Raw genomic sequence first — 18,938 nt, forward strand, 5'->3', positions numbered from 1 at the left:
GCGTATTCTCCCTGATTCAAGCGGATCGGCGGTCGGTCGCGGCCAAGGCGACGGCACGGCGCGCGGATAGAATGGCGCCTTCCTGCCAGTGGCCCGAATAGGCGGACAGGTGCGAGCCGGCGAAGAGGAACGGCCCGTCGCCTGCGTTGAGGACGGCCGCGGAGGCGATGTCGTTTCCGGGATCGCTCCATTCGATCCATGGCCCTTCGCTGAAGGGGATCTTGTTCCAATGGACGACGACCGGCGCGGAGAGATCCCGGCCATGGCCCGGATGCAATCGTTCTACGGCGGCACGGGCCTGCTCGATCTGTTCGGCACGCGTCCGCAGGGCAAGGTTGCGCGCCTGCGGACCGGCGCTGTAGGCGGCGAGCAGCACTTCCCGCTTCGCCTGAAATTGGCCGCTGGGATACCAGATCAGCCCGGTATCGCCGCCGACGAAAGTAATGCCGCCGTAGATCTGCTCCTGCTCCCAGAACGGCGCGCTTTCGAACCCGATCTTGATCGAATCCGAATAGCGCACGCCGGCAATCGCTTTGCTCACGGCCGGGCTGAAGTCGTTGGGCGTGCGGGCCAGGATCGACAGCGGTGTGGTGATGATCGCCCGATCCCCCTCCACGGCGATGTCGCGGCCGGTGCGGCGGTCCCGGTAGACGATGCGCACGCCATCGCCCGACCGCCGGATCTCGCGGACTTCGGCATGCAATCTGGGCTTGCTGCGCAAGGCGCCGGCGATGGCAACGGGCAGCCGGTCCATACCCCCCATGGGCTGGAGCATGGTCGGCTGCATGAGGATGTTCTCCTCGAACAGCAAGGTGGACAGCTCCGGATTGGCGAGCAGTGCATCAAGCGTGACCGGCGGCACCGCAATCGCCTGTTCGATAGTGGCGCCGGGTACTTGCAAGAGGCCGGAGCGCTGGGAGCCCCGATAGGTTCCATCCTGCGCAAGATCGCCGTAGGTTTTCAGGAACTCGACCAGCTTGGTCCGGGCCGCCGGATCGAGATCCTGATCGAGTGCACCGCTGCGCAGTGCCTTTTCAAGGAGCGCGGAAAGATGGCCACGCAGATCGTTCGATGCCTGCCGCAACCGAATGGGCCGTTCGGTGCTGTCCGGCGTGGCGGACAGGAAGTTGCTGTGGCTGGTGTTCACCAGCACTTCCAGCGGTACCTGCAACTCGCGCGCAAGACCGAGGTACTGGTCATGGTGGCTCGGGATGCGGGCAGGGCCGGCATTCAGGTAGAGCCCTTCGGAGAAGGTTGCCCGCTGATCGTCCTCGCCGATGTGGCTGACGGTATCGCCGCCACGCAGCGTCCAGGCGCGGCCGCCAACGCGGTCGCGGGCTTCCAGCAGGATGACCTCGCCGCCCTGTTTCTCGATCTCGTGGGCGGCGACCAGACCGGCCATGCCGGCGCCGATCACGATCACGCGGCGGCCGGAGGCGCCGCCGCCGCCGCTGGCGGGGCGGGCTGCCGCGAGGCCGGGAGGGAGCAGGGCTGCTGTCGTCAGGCCGCCCATTGCGCCCAGAACCGTGCGGCGGCTCAACCGGGAAAATGGCGCGCCGGGCATCAGAAGTTCACCGTAATGCGGCCATAATAATAGCCTCCGTTGAAACCATAGGCTGCGTAAGTGAGCGGCCCTCCCCAAACGAGGGAGCTGTTCACGTATGTGGTCGTGCCGGGGACGAAGGGCGGATCGGGTGGTCGCTTGTTGAACAGATTGTTCGCGCCGATTGCGAACTGGACGCCTCTTGCCAGTTCGTAGCCCAGTTCCAGATCGGTGATCGCCGCCGTGTCGATGTGAGTGGGGTAGTACGTCGTGAGGTCGGCTGAGGCATAGCTGGAGGCGGGGCCATAGATCGTCTCACGCAAGTTCACGCTGAGCGCGCCGCTGGTGAACAGGGCGCCAAGGCCGATCTTGAACTTGGGTGAGGCCGTCTCGATGTCACCGCGCGCTTGCGGTGTGAAGACGCCGGCCGGAAGGCGATCGCGGGTGACTTTCGTCCGGTTGTAGTTGGCGTCCAGTGTCCAGTCGATGCGGCTGGCATCGAACCGGGTGGATGTCGCCAGCGAGAGATCAACGCCGCGGGTGCGTGTGTCGATCGCATTGGCGAAAGTACTGGCCGCGACGTAAGTCGAGCCCGGATCGATCACATTGCCGTGTGCGGCGATCGCATCGAGCACGTTCTGGTCGATGATCGTCGTGCCCGACTTGCCGAGCAGGTTGCCGGTGGAGGTGATCCGGTTGCGGATCCGGATCTGGTACGCGTCCAGCGTGATCGTCAGCGACGAGGTCGGCGTGGCGACAAGGCCTGCCGAGAAGTTGGTGGATTTCTCCGCCTTGAGCGGCTGGAAGCCCAGCAGTGCCGCCGCCGCAGAGTTCGCGGGCAGTTGGACGACCGCTGTCGTGGGCGACACTTGCGTTGCCGAATAGAAGGATTCGCCAAGCGTCGGGGCGCGGAAGCCGGTGCTGGCCGTGCCGCGCAGGGCGAAGGCGGGTGAGATGTCGTAGCGGGTGGTCAGCTTGCCTATCGCGGTGCTGCCGAAGTCGCTGTAGTGCTCGAAGCGACCGGCCACATCCACGGTCCAGGCGTCCACGGGGTTGGCCGAGATGTCCACATAGCCTGCCCCGGATTGGCGGCTGTTATGACCTGCGTCGGTAGACTGGAAACCGGGGAAGGACTGCCCGCCCTCCTTGTAGGTGGAGGCGTCGTCGCCCGCCTCGATAGCGTAAGTGTCGCGCCGATACTCGCCGCCGAAGGCCAGATTGAGTGGCTTGTCGAACCCGACGTCGATCTCGCGCGAGATATCGAGATTGCCGGTGAACTGCGTTGCGGTGAAGGCGCCGTCATAGAAATCGCGCGGGGTGAAGCCGGTGTCGGCATAGAGCGAGGCATTGGCCGAGTTGAGTGTGCTTATGCGCACCTTGTTCCGGCCATAGGTACCGCTCAGGTCCCATCGCCAGGCTCCCGCGTTATTCCTTATTCCACCGGTGAAGGAGTAATCGTCCTCCTCCAGGCCCATGAAGGGTGTGAAGCCATCAGGAAAGGGCAGGGTGGTGACGCCGTCCACGGTTCGCGAAACGCGATTGGGCAATCGGTATTGCTCTACCGCCCGCGCCGTGCGCCGTCCGTAACTGCCGAAGCTGTAGAGTTCTGCGCCTCCCAGATCGTAGCCGGCGTTGTAGACGCCTGTCGTCAGCCGGGAGCGTGCATCGCCATAGATCCCGTTGAGGCGCGGAAAGCCGGGAATCGATGCCCAGCTTGCGGGCAATCCCGCCAATAGGGTGCCGTCGCTGTTGGAGATGCGCTTGTCGCCGCCGCCGCGTTGACTGAAGTCGTGAAAGCGGTGGAACAGCGTCAGGTCGAAATAGCCGCGCTCGCCTATCGGCAGTGCGATCCGCCCCGATGCGCCGAAGGTCTCGCCATCTCCGTGATAGTATTGTCCCGCCGTAGCCGAAGCCTGACCGCCTTCGCTGTCCGACTTGAGGATTATGTTGATGACCCCGGCGATTGCGTCGGAACCGTACTGGGCGGCGGCGCCGTCCTGAAGGACTTCGATCCGCTCGATGGCCGCAGGAGGAATGAGATCGAGATCGGGGGCCGCGCCTCCCTGATAGGGCCCGGCAGAGACTTGCAGGTTGGCGCTGGGATGGCGGCGTTTGCCGTTCACGAGAATGAGCGTGTGGTTGGGGCTGAGGCCGCGCAGCCGCGCCGTCAGCGTGAGGTTGGCCGCGTCCCCGCCGAAAGCCTGGGCGGTGAAGGAAGGAACGATCTGCGTGAGGGCCTGACTGAGGGAGGGCTGCCCCACCCGGGCCAGCGTGTCCGCGTCCAACACCTGAATGGGGGCGGCACTGTCGGCGGCCTTGAGACCGGTCTGGCGAGTGCCGGTCACGATGATCGCATTGGCGGTTCCGCCGCTGTCATCCGATGGTGCGGCAGACTGTGCCTCTGCCCGGATCGGCATGGTCATGAACAACGCGAGTAACGAAGCGCCTGCAAGGCGGCCTGCAACGATGTGGTTCACTGTTTCCCCCTTATATCTCGAAATCGAGATGTGCGCCGAACCGGGTCCGGCTTCGAAACGTCATCGAAATTTGATGCGTCGTAACAATTGGTTAGGGGGATGTTCCGCGAATGGCAGATGTAGATATTCTTCATCTCTCCAAATAATAGATTTAATGATGAGAATATTAAATGAACATATTTCCGCGAGGTATTTCAGTTCATTATTTGTTTATCGCGCGATGTGCTAAATTCCGTGATTCTCTAAGAACCCGATATTGAGGATGCAAATAGATTGGAGCCGAGTGATAGCCAATTGAGAAGTTCAAAACAGGTTGATCGACTTGCTAATAAGACCGTCGCGCGCCGTTCGGGGTGGTGTATCGCGCAGAATTGAAGATGCTCAACAGGCGTGAAGCAGAACTCATTTGTCGCCGTGCAACCGTCTGATCAGAACCTGAAGGTCAAATGGCTATAGGAAAGTCTTCGTCGGCGATGATCAAGGACTGCATCAATCTCGATCGTCGTTCGGTTCTTCGGGGCAGCGCGGGTGTTCTCGTCGCCGGCCTTGTCGGCTGTTCGGGAGGGGCGAAGGACGCGGGCGGGCTGCGCGTCTCTATCACCGGCAAGGGCGAGGGCGACGTGCGTCTCCTCTTTCAGCATGCCGGGCTGAAACCGGACTTCCCGATCAGCTATTCGGAGTTCCAGTCAGGGCACCTCGTCGTCGAGGCGTTCAACGCCGGTTCGCTCGATTTCGGCGGAACCAGCGAGATACCGCCGGTTTTCGCGGCCGCTTCGACAATCCAGAGCTTCCGCCAGATCGCCGTCAACCATGGCGATGTCAACAATCAGGTCGTGCTCGTGCCGGCTGGTTCACCGATCCGCGACCTGAGCGGCCTGAAGGGCAAGCGCGTAGGGTACGTAAGGGCAACGACCTCGCAATACTTCCTGATCCGGATGTTGGCCTCCGTCGGATTGAAATGGTCCGACATCGACCCGATCGCGATGACGGTCTCGGACGGCGCTGCGGCCTTTTCGCGCGGCTCGCTCGACGCCTGGGCCATCTACGGTTTCCCCATACAGCGCGCGCTTGCCACCGAGGGCGCGCGCATTCTCAAGACCGCGCTGGGTTTCCTGTCGGGAAATTACATCATCTGCGCACACGAACAGGCGCTGGCAGATCGCGAAAAGTCCGCACAGATCGAGGCTTACCTTAGATTGCTGCAAAAAGGCTATGTCTGGGCGGCGCAGAATCGCGATCGCTGGGCCGAGATCATTGCCGGCGAGATCGGCGTGCCGCCGGAATATGTGCACGATCAGTTTCGGCGGCAGAGCGCGACCTATTCGCTGCGCCCAGTCACGCCGAGCGCCATCGCGTCGCAGCAGGCGGTCGCGGACGTATTCAGCGATGCCGGGCTCATTCCCAGCCATGTCGACGTCCGCCCGCTCTGGATCGACCGTTTCAACAGCATGATCGCGAAGGAGGCCTGAATGGCCAGCCAAGTTACGCTTGCGTCCCGAGATGTTGCTGCTGCACCCGGCCTTGTTTCGCCGAGCGACAGGGACCTGAACCGGATTACCGCAGCGCTCGCCGCCACGGCGGAGCAGTACGACCGTTCAGGCGAATTCCCGCGCGCGAACTTCGACTTGCTAGCGCGGGAGAACCTGATCGGCCTAACCGTAGACCGCAATCTGGGCGGCGGGGGTGGCGGCTATGTCGAGGCAATTCGCCTGCTGGGCGCGGTGGCAAAGGGCGAACCATCGACAGCCCTTATCCTGTTCATGACTTATGCGTTTCACGCCGCGCCGGAAAAGACCGAGCGCTGGCCGCGCGCGCTGTATGAGCAACTGGCCCGCGAGGCGGTCGCGGGCCGGGGCCTTATCGGCACGTTCCGCGTGGAGCCCGAGCTTGGCACGCCGGTGCGGGGCGGCTTGCCCAAGACCGTCGCGCGCCGGACGGCGGAAGGCTGGCGGATCAGCGGCGAGAAGATCTATTCGACAGGCTCGACCGGGCTCGATTGGTTCGCGGTATGGGCAAGGACTGACGACGGCGAACCGCTGGTCGGCAGTTTCCTGGTGGCACCGGGCACGCCGGGCATCACGATCGAACCGGAATGGGATCACCTGGGCATGCGGGCGACCGTCAGCCACAAAGTCGTCTTCGACGATGTCCTCACACCGATCGGCCATGCGGTGGACGTGCGAAGACCCGAGGAATGGGCGCCGCGCCCGGGAAGCGGCGAAGGCAGCCGTCAGGCGCTATGGAATGCTTTGGCGATCGCGGCGATTTATGACGGCGTGGCCCGCTCCGCACGCGACTGGCTTGCCCGTTATCTGAACGAGCGGGTGCCGACCAATCTGGGCGCTGCGCTGGCGACGCTGCCTCGCGTCCAGGAGAAGTTCGGCGAGATCGAGGCGCGGCTCTATGCCAACCGCGTGCTGATCGACAATGCCGCCGCCGCAGCGGACCGGGGCGAACTGCCCTCTCCCGCCGAGGCGAACCTCATCAAGCACATTGCCAACGCCAATGCGATCGAGGCGGTTGCCATCGGTCTGGAACTGACCGGCAATCCGGGCATCAGCCGCCGCAATCCCCTCGAACGCCATTACCGCGATGTGTTGTGCAGCCGCATTCACTCGCCACAAGCGGATACGGTGCTGGTGGCGGCTGGCCGCGCCGGACTGGGGAACTGATCCGATGTCGCTCGTAATAGCCAGCCAGCTCGATCGCGATTTCAACGAGGGTCTTGCCCGCCATCCCTCTCGCCCGACAATCGTGGGTGTCGCGGAGGAAGAACCCTGGGCGGCGGCACATGATGCCGATGTGCTTCTGGTCGTCCCCTCTCCGACGTGGAAGCGCCGTCCCGCCCCGCGCCCAGACATCTGGCCCGGACGGCTCAAATGGGTCTACAGCGGCTCGGCCGGGATCGACTTCTATCCAGATTGGCTGCTCGATGCACCGCTCGTTACTTGCGGGCGGGGCGTGGCATCCGACGAGATCGCCGATTATGTGATCGCGGCCATCTATGCCCAGGCGAAAGATCTGGAGGCCGCCACCGTTCGTTCGCGAGACGATTGGGGTCCAAGGGTACTGGGGCAGGTTTCGGGCACGACGATCGGCATTGTCGGACTGGGCGCGATCGGCACGGCGGTCGCTCTGCGCGGCGCAGCGCTGGGTGCGCATGTGATTGCCGTCCGGCGCTCGGGCGTTGAGCCGGGGATTGCCGGTGTGGAATTGGTGCCGAGCCTGGCCGAACTGGCGTCACGCTCGGACCACATCGTCCTCGCGCTTCCCGCCACGAGCGAGACGAGAGCGCTGGTTGGTGCGGAGTTTCTCTCACATGTCCGGCCTCATGCCCACTTGATCAACGTTGCCCGCGGATCGGTGGTTGATCAGGAGGCGCTGCTGGATGCGCTGGACGCCGGCCGGCTTGGATTCGCGACGCTGGACGTGACCGAACCGGAGCCGCTTCCAGCCGGTCACCGCCTTTACACGCATCCATGCGTTCGCCTGACGCCGCACATTTCCAGCAACTACCTGCGGGTCCGTCATCGCCTGCTGGAGAAGGTACACGAAGATCTCAGCCGCTACTTACGCGGCGAGCAGCCCCGCGACGTCGTCGATCGCGACCGGGGCTACTGAACGTGCTTTCGCGAACCGGAAGTCTGCTTTTTCAAATGAAATAGCGATATTTTTCAGCCGCATGAAGTATCAGCAAGACCGATAGTTCCCTAGAGTTTCTCATTTGATCTTTTTCAGGTTCAATTGTTTCCTACATCCAATCGTCCATTCTTTGGGCACTATACCATATCGCGCTGAGAGGAATTTCATCATGGCCACTGCCCTCGCAGACGACCGGATCGGCCGGCAGGACGTAATCGACACCGAGTGGAAAGTGCGCGTCGACCTTGCGGCCTTCTACCGGATCGCCGCGCTCCACCACTTCGACGACTTCCTCTACACGCACATTTCCGCGCGCGTGCCGGGCCCCGATCATCACTTCCTGATCAACCCGTTCGGCCTGATGTTCGACGAGATCACGGCGTCCAGCCTGGTGAAGGTGGACATCGACGGAAACATCATCGGCGAAAGCGAATATGGCATCAACTATGCCGGTTACGTGATCCACTCGGCCATTCATGCGGCGCGGGACGATGCGCACTACATCGCGCATTTCCACACGCGCGACGGCATGGGAGCATCGGCGCATGCCGAGGGGCTGCTGCCGGTCAGCCAACGCGCGCTGATGATCATTCCGCAGCTGTCCTATCACGATTACGAAGGCGTCGCGCTGAACCTCGACGAACGCGAGAGGCTGGTGCACGATCTTGGCACTACCAGCCAGATGCTGCTGCGCAACCACGGCACGCTGGCACTCGGCAGTACACCGGGTGAGGCGTGGAGCCGCATCTACCAGCTTGAGGCGGCCTGTTCCGCGCAAGTGGCGGCACTCGCCGGAGGGCGCGAACACGTCCTGATCGCTCCCGCAGCGGCGCAGGAAGAGGCACGGCAGCAACTCGCGGCGCGGCCGCCCGCGGCTGTTTCCAGAGAAGGACACAAGCCGCATCACCAGCTTGTCTGGGACGCGGTATTGCGCCGTGTCTCGCGGGATTCGCCCGGGTTCGATAGCTGACCTTTCGCCAGCGATGTTTCTGCCGGGCGCCCATCCCATGCGGGGATGGGCGCTCTCGCTTGTTGCTTCTCGAGGTGGGTTTGGCGGGTTCCTGTGGAGTGAATTCCAAGTAATTGTTTGCACCAGAAAAGCCGAACTACATCGATAAGATCAATCAATTCGAACGCGTGAAAAGTTCATTGGAAGAGCTTTTCCGGTGCCCCTAGGCCGAGACGATCTCGATCAGAGGGGGCGACATGACAATTCGGACAAGAAGGATCACTATACTTGTGAGCGCTGCTACTGCCGCGCTTACGATCGCTGACGCAGCGCAGGCAGACGAGGCGCCTGCGGCTGCATCCGCCGCCGCGCCGGAAAAGGAGATCGTCATCACCGGCGTGCGGGGATCTCCGCGCACGGTAACGGAAAGTCCGGCGCCGATCGATGTCGTATCCGGCGAGAGGCTGGCCCAGACCGGCGGCGCCGAGTTCGGCGAAGCTTTGACCAAGATCCTGCCGTCGCTCAATTTTTCCGCGACGAATGCAGGCGTCTTTTCGATCGTCCGCCCGGTCAGCAACCGCGGCCTCAGCCCTGCCTACACATTGGTTCTGGTGAATGGAAAGCGAAGGCACAACAGCGGTTTCATGACCAATACCACGCAGGACACCAGCGGGGTCAATGCCGTCGATCTCGACCTGATACCGGTTAGCGCCATCTCGCGTATCGAAGTGTTGAAGGACTCGGCGGCCGCGCAGTACGGCACCGATGCCATCGCGGGCGTTATCAATATCCAGCTCAGCCACGCAGAAGGACTGGATGCCAGCTTTCGTTACGGCAGCCAGTACGTCGGCGAGGGCGATCGCGACAGCTGGCAGGGGGAGATCGGCTATGGCACCGCAATCGGCGACGGCGGTTTTCTGCGCCTGAGCGCGGACTATCGCCGGCGCGGCGGCAACTGGTGGAACCTGAAAGCCACCGATACCAACATCTACGGCCGCCCGAGCGGCCGGACGGTGGCGCAGGTGATCTCCAGTTCCGGGCAGACGGCGGCGCAGGTCCAGGCGAACAGCGACGAAGCCGCTGCCCGAAACGCGGCGTGGGACGGGGACGGCGCTCACAACGGCGACCCGGAGATCAAGGCCTTCAACCTTTCCTACAACACGGAACTGCCGCTGACAGACGAACTGACGTTCTACTCCTTCGGCACATACGGCGAGCGCGATGCGCAGATCGGCAACAACTTCCGCCGTCCGAACAGCAACGCCAACTTCACTGCGCTGTTTCCGGACGGTTACTATCCGCTCAACAACATCGACGAGAAGGATTTCCAGTTCGTCGCCGGCGTGAAGGGCGATCTGGCGGGCTGGAATCTCGACCTGTCGAGCAGCTTCGGCCGCAACTGGAGCCGGCAGTTCTCCAAGCTGTCCATCAAGCCCTCGCTCGGTCCGACCAGCCCGACCGAATGGCCCAATCTGGCCAATTTCGAGTTCCGCCAGTGGACGCACAACCTCGACCTCACGCGTGAGTTCGAAGTGGGGCTGGCCCGGCCGCTCCAGGTCTCGTTCGGTGCCGAGTATCGGCTGGACCGCTTCCGCACGTTCGCGGCCGATGCGCTCGCCTATACGCCTGCCACTTATGTCTTCCAGCCCGGCGACCAGGAGTATGACTGGAACGTCGGCGTTGCGGCATCTCCGGTCGTGCAAGGCGCCATCGTGCTCTCGCCCGAAGACGAGGCCGATGCCACCCGGCGGGTCTATGCCGGCTATGTCGACTTGGGTATCTATCCGCTCGACCAATGGTACATCGGCGCTGCCGTCCGCGCGGAACACTACAGCGACGGCTCGGGAAGCCCGGTCGGCGTGAAGCTCAACACGCGCTACGAATTCAGCCCGGTGGTGGCGATACGCGGGACTGTCGGCACCGGTTTCCGGGCACCTTCGCTCACCCAGTCCGCCTATGCGCAGACGGACGGGCGCACCGCGCTTGTCTTCAACCCCGTCAGCGGACTGACCGAACTGACGCCGACCGTCGCAAAACTGGTCACGCCGGATTCGGCCATCGGCGCACTGTTCGGGGCGAAGCCCTTGAAATCGGAGCGCAGCTGGAACGCGGGGGCGGGCGTGGTGATCACGCCTGTGTCCAATCTCAGCGTCACAGCCGATGGATATTACATCAAGATCAAGAACCGCATCGCCCGCACCGGGCGCCTCTACGGCACCGGCATTACCGCGCTGCTCAATGCCAATGGGCTGACCGGCATCGAGCAGATCGAGTACTTCTTCAACGCGGTGGACACTTCCACCCGCGGGCTGGACGTGGTTGCCGACTGGACGGTGTCGCCTGTCGGTTTCGGCAGGCTGAACCTCAATGCCGCGTTCAACTACAACAAGACCACGGTGGACAAGCTGCCCACCGTTCCCGCGCAGCTGTTCGACGCGGGCGGCGTCTCGTTGCTGGCAACGGGTTCCGCTTTCTTCGGAGGGGACCGCATCGGCGAACTGGAAGTCATCAACCCGCGCACCAAGATCGTGCTCAACGCCAACTGGACGAGGGGCATCTTCGGCATTGCCCTGACCACCGCCCGCTATGGCAAGTACACCCAGCGCACCGCTGCCGGGGACGATCGCCACTTCGGCGCGAAGTGGATCACCGACGCTTCGGTTTCCGCGCAAGTGACGGAATTCGCAACGTTACAGATCGGCGCCACCAACATTTTCAATGTGCGCCCCGAAACCAACGGTCCCGGCAGTCCGCAGACCGGCCAGGGATATTATGGACCTTCGCCTTTCAACCCCAACGGTGGATACTATTATGGACTTATTGCAGTCAGTTTCTGACCGGCGCCTGTTTCTGGCCGGAGTGGCGGGGGGCCTTGCCCTGTTGTCGGGATGCGGCAAGGCTGCGAAGAGCGGCACGCAAGTGGTGCTGGGCGATCAGGTCCACCTGCTGGAGACCAAGCTTTCGGCAGCCGGCCAGCTTAAAGATCTGCCCTACGGGATCAGCTGGGGTAATTTTCCGGGCGCGGCACCCCTGCTGGAAGCGCTTAACGCGGGCGCCGTCGACACTGCTCCAGCGGGCGATCTGCCGATCATTCTGGCTGCGGCGGCGGGTTGCCGTCTGAAGATTGCCGCGGTGAACAAGGGATCGCCAAAGTCCATGGCGATCATCGTCCCGCGCGGCTCTCCGATGCATTCGGTGGAGGACCTCGTCGGCAAGACCGTGATCGTGTCGAGCGCGCGCGGGAGCATATCGCACTTCCTGCTGCTGGAGGCGCTGCGCGAAAAGGGCCTGCCACCATCGTCCGTGAAGATCGGTTACATGCTGCCCAACGATGCGGCGGCGGCCTTCGCGACCGGACAGATCGCCGCCTGGGCCATATTCGGCACGTATCAGGCGCGGGCCGAGGCGGACGGCGCGCGAATATTGCGGGACGGCACCGGCATCGGTCCGGGCTATTCGGCCATCACGGTTTCCGAACGCGCTCTCGCCGATCCACACAAGCGCGCCGCGATAGCCGACATCCTTTCCCGCGCCCGCGCCGCGAACACATGGTGCATCGAAAATCCCGATGCCTATGCCCGGCTCTATGCCCGGCAGACAGGGATGGACCCCGCAATCGCACGGGTGGTCGCGGCGCGCGAGAAGCCCGGTCTCTCCCCGCCCGATGCTGAATTCGTCACCGCGCTCCAGTCCGCGTCGGATCGCTTCTACGAGACCTACAAAGTGCTGCCGCATCGCGTCGATGTCGCCAGCCTGGTCGTGCCGGATCTGTTGAGGGCCTGACATGACGAGCCCGACTTATTCCGCCGCGCACTGGGGCATCTATGAATTGCGGCCGGGCGCAGGTGGGGATCCGCAGATCGCCCCGCTTGCGGCCGATCCCGATCCCACGCCGATCGGCCTCGACCAGCTGGCGCCGGAAGTGGAAGCCCTGCGAGTAAGCCGGCCTGCGGTGCGCAAGGGCTGGCTGGAAGGCAGGTCGGCCATGGGAAGGGGAGAGGAGCCCTTCGTCGAAGTCGATTGGGACGTGGCGCTGGATCTGGTCGCCGGAGAAATTGCCCGCATCCGCGAGGCGCACGGCAACGAAGCGATTTTCGCGGGCTCCTACGGTTGGGCGAGCGCCGGGCGCTTCCATCATGCGCAGAGCCAGCTGCACCGCTTCTACAACTGCATCGGCGGCTACGTGCGCAGCGTCGACAGCTACAGCCTCGGTGCCGGGCGCGTAGTGATGCCGCACATCGTTGCCGACATGGACAGCTCCAACGCCTCCCATACGAGCTGGGAAGTTCTGGCGGAGCATTGCCAGCTCTTCGTCGCCTTTGGCGGCGTTCCGCTCAAGAACGCGCAAGTCTCGTCGAGCGGGGCAGGACGGCACCGCGCCCGCGCGGGGCTGGAGAGCCTTGCCGCGAGTGGAGCGCGTATCGTCAATTTCAGCCCCATGCGCGGCAACCTCGTCACCGGCGGCACGGTGGAATGGGTGCCGATCCGGCCGGGCACCGACACAGCCGTCATGCTGGCCCTTGCGCACGAGGTGGTGTGCCATCCGCAGTTCGACCGGAGTTTCATCGACAGCCACACCGTCGGCTTCGGTCGCTTCGTGCCTTACCTGCTGGGAGAAGCGGACGGCGTCGCGAAAACGCCGGAATGGGCGGAAGAGATCTCCACCGTACCGGCCGGTTTCCTGCGCGCACTGGCTGGCGAAATGCTGGCAAAGCGCACCATGCTCAATGCCGCCTGGGCCTTGCAGCGCGCGGCCCACGGCGAGCAGGCTTTCTGGGCCCTGGTGACACTGGCGGCCACGCTCGGCCAGATCGGCCTGCCGGGCGGGGGCTATGGAATCGGCTACGGCGCCATGAACGTGATGGGCAGCGCGCATGTCCGCATTCCCGGACCGGTACTGCCGCAAGGGAGCAATCCGGTCACCGCCTTCATTCCCTGCGCGCGGTTTGCCGACATGCTGCTGCATCCGGGGGAGACCTTCACCTACAACGGCGACCGTCATCGCTATCCGCACATCCGGCTGGTCCATTGGGCGGGCGGCAACCCCTTCCACCACCACCAGGATCTCAATCGCCTGCGCCGCGCCTGGGCGCTGCCCGACACCATCGTCATCCAGGAGAACTACTGGACCAGCGCCGCGCGCCATGGGGACATCGTACTGCCCGCGACGATCTCGCTGGAGCGTGACGACATCGGTTTCGCAACGCGCGAAGGCTATTACATCGCCATGAGGAAGGCGCGGGCGCCCTATGGCGAAGCGCGGGATGATCATGCGATCCTTGCCGGGCTGGCCGAAAGGCTTGGCGCCCACCACGCGTTCTCGCAAGGGCGCGGGACACAGGACTGGCTGCGGCACATCTACGAGGAGAACCGAGCCCGCGTCGTCGGAGCGGGCATCGAATTACCGGACTACGACGTGTTTCGCGAGACCGGCCTGATCGACCTTTCTCGCCATGACGATCCCTTTGTCATGCATGCCGAGTTCCGCCGCGACGCCGCCGCCCACCCACTGGCGACCCCGTCGGGACGGATCGAGATATTCTCCGAGCGCATTGCCGGCTTCGCACTGGAGGATTGTCCGGGCCATGCGGCGTGGCGCGAGCCGTTCGAGTGGCTGGGCGGTGCGCTTGCCGCCCGGTACCCGCTCCACCTCATCTCCGACCAGCCCGAACGGCGGCTTCACGGCCAGCTCGACCCCGCGCCTTACAGCCGTGCCGGCAAGGTCGCCGGCCGAGAAGGCGTCCACGTCAATCCGCAGGATGCCGAGGCCCGCCGCATCGGGGATGGCGAGATCGTGGAACTCTTCAACGATCGCGGCCGATGCCTTGCCGGAGTGATCGTCGATCTCGGCTTGATGCGCGGTGTCGTCCGCCTCTCGACAGGAGCCTGGTACGATCCGGACGGGGATCTCGACCGGCATGGTAATCCCAACGTCCTCACTCTGGACCGCGCGGCTTCGGGCCTCTCGCAAGGATGCAGCGCACACACTTGCCTGGTCGAGATACGCAAGTGGCAAGGTCCCCTACCGCCGGTGCGGGCGTTCGACCCGCCGACTTTCGTCGTGGCTCACCCGCGATAGCGTCGCTCTGCGATTTCGGAGCCCTCGTTCAACAGCGGGCCCAGCAGCCGGTATTCGTCAAGGTGCCCGGTCTCGGCAGGACGATCCCACCCGTGGTCGCGGCGCAGCCTGCCCAAATGTCCGGAGGCGATGACGGCATCGCGATCGACCGTTTCGGGCTGGAACTGATCAGGCGCGACGTAAATGGCGTCCTGCGGGCAGTAGACTTCGCATAAGTAGCAGGTCTGGCAGGCATCCAGACGGGCGATGCGCGGCGTGTCGCCGGTGATCTCCAGCACATCGGTCGGGCAGACAACCACGCAGGCGTCGCAGCCCGTGCACCGCTCGGGAAGGATCAGCGCGATCATGCCGCCGTTTCCATGGTCGCTCCCGATCGGGCCTTCTCCTCGCGCGTGCACACCCGGTCCAGCCCGCCCGTGAGCAGACGGGTTGCGAAGTCGCGGCGGGACTCCGGAAAGTCGGTGCGGACGTGGAGACCGCGTGTTTCCTCGCGTTCCGTTGCCGCCGCCACACACCAGCGGGCGGTGGCCGTCATCGCGGCGGTTTCCCGAAGCGCGACCAGCTCGCGGCCTGCTGCGTGCCCATGACGGGAGAGGTCGCCCCATACCTCTTCCAGGCGCTGTGCGGATGCGGTCAAAGTGGCACCGTGACGTCGCAGGGCCTTGTCGTATCCGTGCATTTCGTCGTCGACCAATACGTCAATCGCCTTCCGTTCCACCGTTCTCACCTCACCCGTGGGGGCAATGCCGAGCTTGCCCAGTCCGGTGGCGGGGGCGCGGTGACGGCGCCCGATCGCTTCGCGCGCGGCTGCTTCCCCGGCGATCAGGCCCGAAGAGAGCGCCCAGGCAGAATTTATGGCACCCCCGCCGCTGGTAGCACCCGCGACAAGTTCGCGTGTCGCGGCATCGCCTGCCGCAAACAGGGCGGCAACCGTGGTGCGGCACTCCGCGTCCACGATCCTGAGGCCGCCCGTCCCGCGTATGGTGCCTTCGCCGAAGAGTTTTACCGGAAAACGGTCGCGAAACAGGTCGATGCCGCGCCGCTCAAAGGGGGCGGGCGTGAAGGGCTGGATGCGATGAAGGATCGGCCGCAGCTGCAAGGGCGCGTCGGAAAGATCGGCAAGCACCGGCCCTTGCAGCATCGCTTTGCCAAGCGCCTGGAGGTGAGCGTGACCGGCGCGCGGCGGCGGGATGTCGAGTTCGGTGCCGGTCTCATCGAAGAAGCGAGCGGCGAAGTAGGGTAACGTGCGGGTGGAGGCCCAAGCCGGCGAGAGCGTGTAGACGGGCGAAAACTCCATTCCCGAAAGCTCTGCCCCGGCTTCGGCTGCCATCAGGTATCCGTCGCCGGTGTTGCAGTGGCTACCGATCAGGCCGGACCGGAAAGCGCAGCCGCCTGTTGCCATGATGACTGCCCCGGCCGCGATCGCCCAGTCTTCACCGGTTCGCAGCGCATGTCCGCGAGCCCCGGTCACGCGTCCTTCCTCGTCCGCCAGAAGCTCGATCGCGGGGTGATGATCGAGGATCGAGACCCCGACAGCCAGCGCCTGCTGCCGCAGGGCGCGCATGTATTCGGGCCCGCGCACGCCGGAAAAGTAGCTGCCGCCCTTTCCATCGCTGCCGAAGGGGTAGAACCGCGCCAGCGTTGGAAGGTGCCGCCAGGTCAGGTCGATGATTCTGGCCATCCATTCCGGATCGCCAATTCCCTGTGCCTTCTGTGCCTGCCGCTCCACCGCCTCACGCCGAAGCGCAGGGTCGGGCTGCACCCACCAGTGGTTGGGGCCACCCGTCGCGGTGACGCCGCTGGAGCCGACATAGCCCTTGTCGACCAACGTTACGCGCGCTCCTGCCCGGGCGGCGCCGATCGCTGCCCATGCTGCTGCCATGCCGCCGCCGACGATCAGGACGTCGGCAGGCGGCAATTGGTTGCGGTTCATTCGGCGGCTTCGGCGAAGGACCGAGCATGGCGGTTCTGCGGCACGTCCAGTCCAAGATGGCCGCGCAGCGTCTCATGTTCGTAGTCACGGCGGAACAGTCCGCGCTGCTGGAGGATCGGCACGACCATTTCGCGGAACAAGGCGAAGTCCCCCGGGCGGGTGACGCGCAGGATGAAGCCGTCGGCGGCGCGGCCTTCGAACCACTGCTGGATCTGGTCGGCGATCGTTTCGGGTGAACCGATGAAGCTGCTCTGCCACCGCCCCAGTTTGTAGGCTGCTTCGCGCAAGGTCAGGTTTTCGTCCCGGGCCGTGCGGATGATCGATTCCGCATGGCCGCGATAGGAGTTGAGCGTCACGCCGGTCAGGTCCGGGAACGGAGCGTCGAGCGGGTACTGGCTGAAGTCGTGATAGTTGAACGCACGGCCGAGCTGGACCAGCAGCTTGTCCAGATCCAGCGTGTCCTCCTGCTGCCGGGCGATGCGCTGCGCTTCCTCGTCGGTTTCCGCGATGATCGGGAACAGGCCGGGCAGCACCTTGAGCTGTTCGGGATCGCGGCCGAAACCGGCGGCGCGGGTTTTTACATCCGCATAGTAACCGCGTGCCGCGTCGAAGTCGCGCGCGGAGGCAAAAGTCGCTTCGGCTATTGTCGCACCAAGATCGCGTCCCGCATCGCTTTCGCCAGCCTGGAATATCACCGGCTGGCCCTGCCGCGAGCGGGTGAGCGCCAGCGGACCTGTCACGGAAAAATGCGTGCCGCGATGATCGAGCCGATGCTGCTTCGCTTTGTCCAGGAACACGCCCGCGGCCTTGTCGCGCACGAAGGCATCGTCTTCGTAGCTGTCCCACAGGCCCTGCACGACCCGAACGAACTCTTCCGCGCGGGCGTAGCGTTCGCCATGCTCGAAATGGGCGTCGCGTCCGTAGTTGCCCGCCGCGCCTTCAAGGCCGGTCGTGACGACATTCCAGCCCGCGCGGCCGCGACTGATATTGTCGAGCGAGCCGAACTGCCGGGCGACGTTGTACGGCTCCCAGTAGGATGTCGTCAGCGTGCCTACGAGGCCGATCCTGGCGGTATGCGCGGCAATTGCCGACAGCAGTGTCAGCGGCTCAAGGCGATTGAGGAAGTGCGGGGCCGTATCGGGCGTGATGAAGGGTGAATCGACAATGAAGACGAGGTCGAACCTGGCCTCTTCCGCCAGCTTCGCATTGCGAATGTACCAGTTGATATCGATGCTGGCGTCCGCCGGCAGATCCGGATCGCGCCAACTGTGTTGATCGGTTCCGACGCCTTCGAGAATCGCTCCGAGATGTAGTTGGCGGGTCATGTCGTTTCTCCTCGCTGCAATGGTATCCAGCGGTGGGGAGTGATGAAAACGAGACATGCTCATACAATTATTGGAGTGGTTCAATCGAGGCGGCGGATTGGAAGCCTGTTTAGAGGCCGTCGCCTAATTGCGGGCCATATCGCAAGCCTTTCGTGCGGGAGGATTTATTTGCCGGAAGCACAGTCGTCTTCCCAGTCGACATTGGCCGTCGCATGATGGGTCCCACTGACGGTCCTCCTAGTCCGCACTCGCTGTTCGTTTTGGAAGCGGCAACTGACGAATGTGGTGTTTGGCGATGCCAGCAAGGGTGCCGAGATCCGCCGGCTGAAGCGCGAACTGAACCGGGTAACCGAAGAGCGCGACATTCTTAAAATGCCACTGCGCATTCCGCCAAGGATTCAAAGTGAGATACGCAGTTGTTGTCGGGCATCGTGACCAGCGCCGGGTTGGGTTGATGTGTCGATGTCTGCGCATCCAGCCCAGTGGCAACTATGCTTGGCAGAAGAGCCCGCTAAGCCCACGAGCTGAGCAAAGTGCACCGTGCGCCCAGCCGCCGGCGCGCGTCCGGTACGGTCTCGCCCTGCGCCAGCATAATCTCCGCCTCATGCAGCTTGCCAATGATCTTATCCGGTTTGGGTTTTTCCCAGCCCATCTCCTTCGTCGTCCATAACAACAAAGCTTTTTGAAACACTCAGAACGGGGCAGATCGCGATGGCGCAGCTTATTCCGCCATCCCCGAGTGACGCCCATTCTCTAGTGATTAGGTTGACAATATGTATGCGGATTTGCTTGTTGCTCGCCTTAGCAATCCAACGAAATGGCTGCAGGTGCACAGAAGTGATATTGGCCAGCACGCGTGAGGCATTCGTGCAGCGAATTCTAACACTTGAAAAATTGGCCCTGAGTGGGTGGCCTGCCCTAGAAACGGCGGAGTTCGGAGGATGGTTGTTGCGCACCGCCGGCGGCTGCACGAAGCGGGCCAATTCCATC

General features: G+C 63.8%; 13 protein-coding genes and 1 pseudogene. 8 read left to right on the forward strand and 6 right to left on the reverse strand.

Going from position 1 to position 18,938, the window contains the following annotated elements:
• Nucleotides 1-16 precede the first annotated feature (16 nt).
• Nucleotides 17-1,564 carry an FAD-dependent oxidoreductase gene (locus EDF56_RS24125; protein WP_132392438.1) on the reverse strand — a complete coding sequence of 516 codons (1,548 nt, stop codon included), beginning with the start codon at nt 1,562-1,564 and terminating at the stop codon, nt 17-19.
• The gene (locus tag EDF56_RS24130; protein ID WP_243652829.1) at nt 1,564-4,020 is read right to left on the reverse strand and encodes a TonB-dependent receptor; all 2,457 of its coding nucleotides are present in this window, start codon (nt 4,018-4,020) and stop codon (nt 1,564-1,566) included. The genes EDF56_RS24125 and EDF56_RS24130 overlap by 1 nt, the downstream gene beginning before the upstream one ends.
• A 473-nt stretch (nt 4,021-4,493) precedes the next feature.
• Between EDF56_RS24130 and EDF56_RS24135 the strand changes: the two genes are divergently transcribed.
• The 7 genes from EDF56_RS24135 to EDF56_RS24165 all read left to right on the forward strand — a co-directional run bounded on the left by EDF56_RS24135 (nt 4,494) and on the right by EDF56_RS24165 (nt 14,690).
• The gene (locus tag EDF56_RS24135; RefSeq protein WP_132392440.1) at nt 4,494-5,489 is read left to right on the forward strand and encodes an ABC transporter substrate-binding protein; all 996 of its coding nucleotides are present in this window, start codon (nt 4,494-4,496) and stop codon (nt 5,487-5,489) included.
• Nucleotides 5,490-6,692, forward strand: coding sequence for an acyl-CoA dehydrogenase family protein (locus EDF56_RS24140; protein ID WP_132392442.1), 1,203 nt, complete (start codon nt 5,490-5,492; stop codon nt 6,690-6,692).
• Nucleotides 6,693-6,696: 4 nt separating this feature from the next.
• A complete protein-coding gene (locus EDF56_RS24145; protein WP_132392444.1) occupies nt 6,697-7,641 on the forward strand; it encodes an NAD(P)-dependent oxidoreductase in 945 nt (314 codons plus the stop codon).
• Between the two features lie 190 nt (nt 7,642-7,831).
• The gene (locus tag EDF56_RS24150; RefSeq protein WP_132392446.1) at nt 7,832-8,632 is read left to right on the forward strand and encodes a class II aldolase/adducin family protein; all 801 of its coding nucleotides are present in this window, start codon (nt 7,832-7,834) and stop codon (nt 8,630-8,632) included.
• A 269-nt stretch (nt 8,633-8,901) separates the two neighbouring features.
• Nucleotides 8,902-11,448 carry a TonB-dependent receptor gene (locus EDF56_RS24155; RefSeq protein WP_243652830.1) on the forward strand — a complete coding sequence of 849 codons (2,547 nt, stop codon included), beginning with the start codon at nt 8,902-8,904 and terminating at the stop codon, nt 11,446-11,448.
• Nucleotides 11,432-12,394 (forward strand): ABC transporter substrate-binding protein, encoded by a 963-nt coding sequence (locus tag EDF56_RS24160; protein WP_165912364.1) that lies wholly within the window; start codon nt 11,432-11,434, stop codon nt 12,392-12,394. Before EDF56_RS24155 ends, EDF56_RS24160 begins: the two co-directional genes overlap by 17 nt.
• Nucleotide 12,395: 1 nt before the next feature.
• The gene (locus tag EDF56_RS24165; RefSeq protein ID WP_132392452.1) at nt 12,396-14,690 is read left to right on the forward strand and encodes a molybdopterin-dependent oxidoreductase; all 2,295 of its coding nucleotides are present in this window, start codon (nt 12,396-12,398) and stop codon (nt 14,688-14,690) included.
• Here the strand turns inward: EDF56_RS24165 and EDF56_RS24170 are convergent.
• The 3 genes from EDF56_RS24170 to EDF56_RS24180 are packed head-to-tail and all read right to left on the reverse strand — an operon-like array spanning nt 14,678 to nt 17,948.
• Entirely contained in the window at nt 14,678-15,037 is a 360-nt protein-coding gene (locus tag EDF56_RS24170; RefSeq protein ID WP_132392454.1) for a ferredoxin family protein, read from the reverse strand. The two genes, EDF56_RS24165 and EDF56_RS24170, sit on opposite strands and share 13 nt — an antisense overlap.
• Complete coding sequence (locus EDF56_RS24175; RefSeq protein ID WP_132392456.1) at nt 15,034-16,623, reverse strand: FAD-binding protein; 1,590 nt, start codon at nt 16,621-16,623, stop codon at nt 15,034-15,036. The genes EDF56_RS24170 and EDF56_RS24175 overlap by 4 nt, the downstream gene beginning before the upstream one ends.
• Nucleotides 16,620-17,948, reverse strand: a complete 1,329-nt coding sequence (locus EDF56_RS24180; protein WP_132392458.1) for an LLM class flavin-dependent oxidoreductase — start codon at nt 17,946-17,948, stop codon at nt 16,620-16,622. Before EDF56_RS24180 ends, EDF56_RS24175 begins: the two co-directional genes overlap by 4 nt.
• A 309-nt stretch (nt 17,949-18,257) precedes the next feature.
• On the opposite strand from EDF56_RS24180, the pseudogene EDF56_RS26525 reads away from it, so the two are divergent.
• Nucleotides 18,258-18,486, forward strand: a pseudogene (locus EDF56_RS26525) (IS3 family transposase); the annotation flags it as partial.
• Nucleotides 18,487-18,571: 85 nt separating this feature from the next.
• On the opposite strand, the gene EDF56_RS26130 reads toward EDF56_RS26525, so the two are convergent.
• Nucleotides 18,572-18,937, reverse strand: coding sequence for a hypothetical protein (locus tag EDF56_RS26130; protein WP_165912365.1), 366 nt, complete (start codon nt 18,935-18,937; stop codon nt 18,572-18,574).
• Nucleotide 18,938 lies beyond the last annotated feature (1 nt).

It is taken from the genome of Novosphingobium sp. PhB165 (genome assembly GCF_004341845.1).
In the GTDB taxonomy this organism is placed as follows: Bacteria; Pseudomonadota; Alphaproteobacteria; order Sphingomonadales; family Sphingomonadaceae; genus Novosphingobium.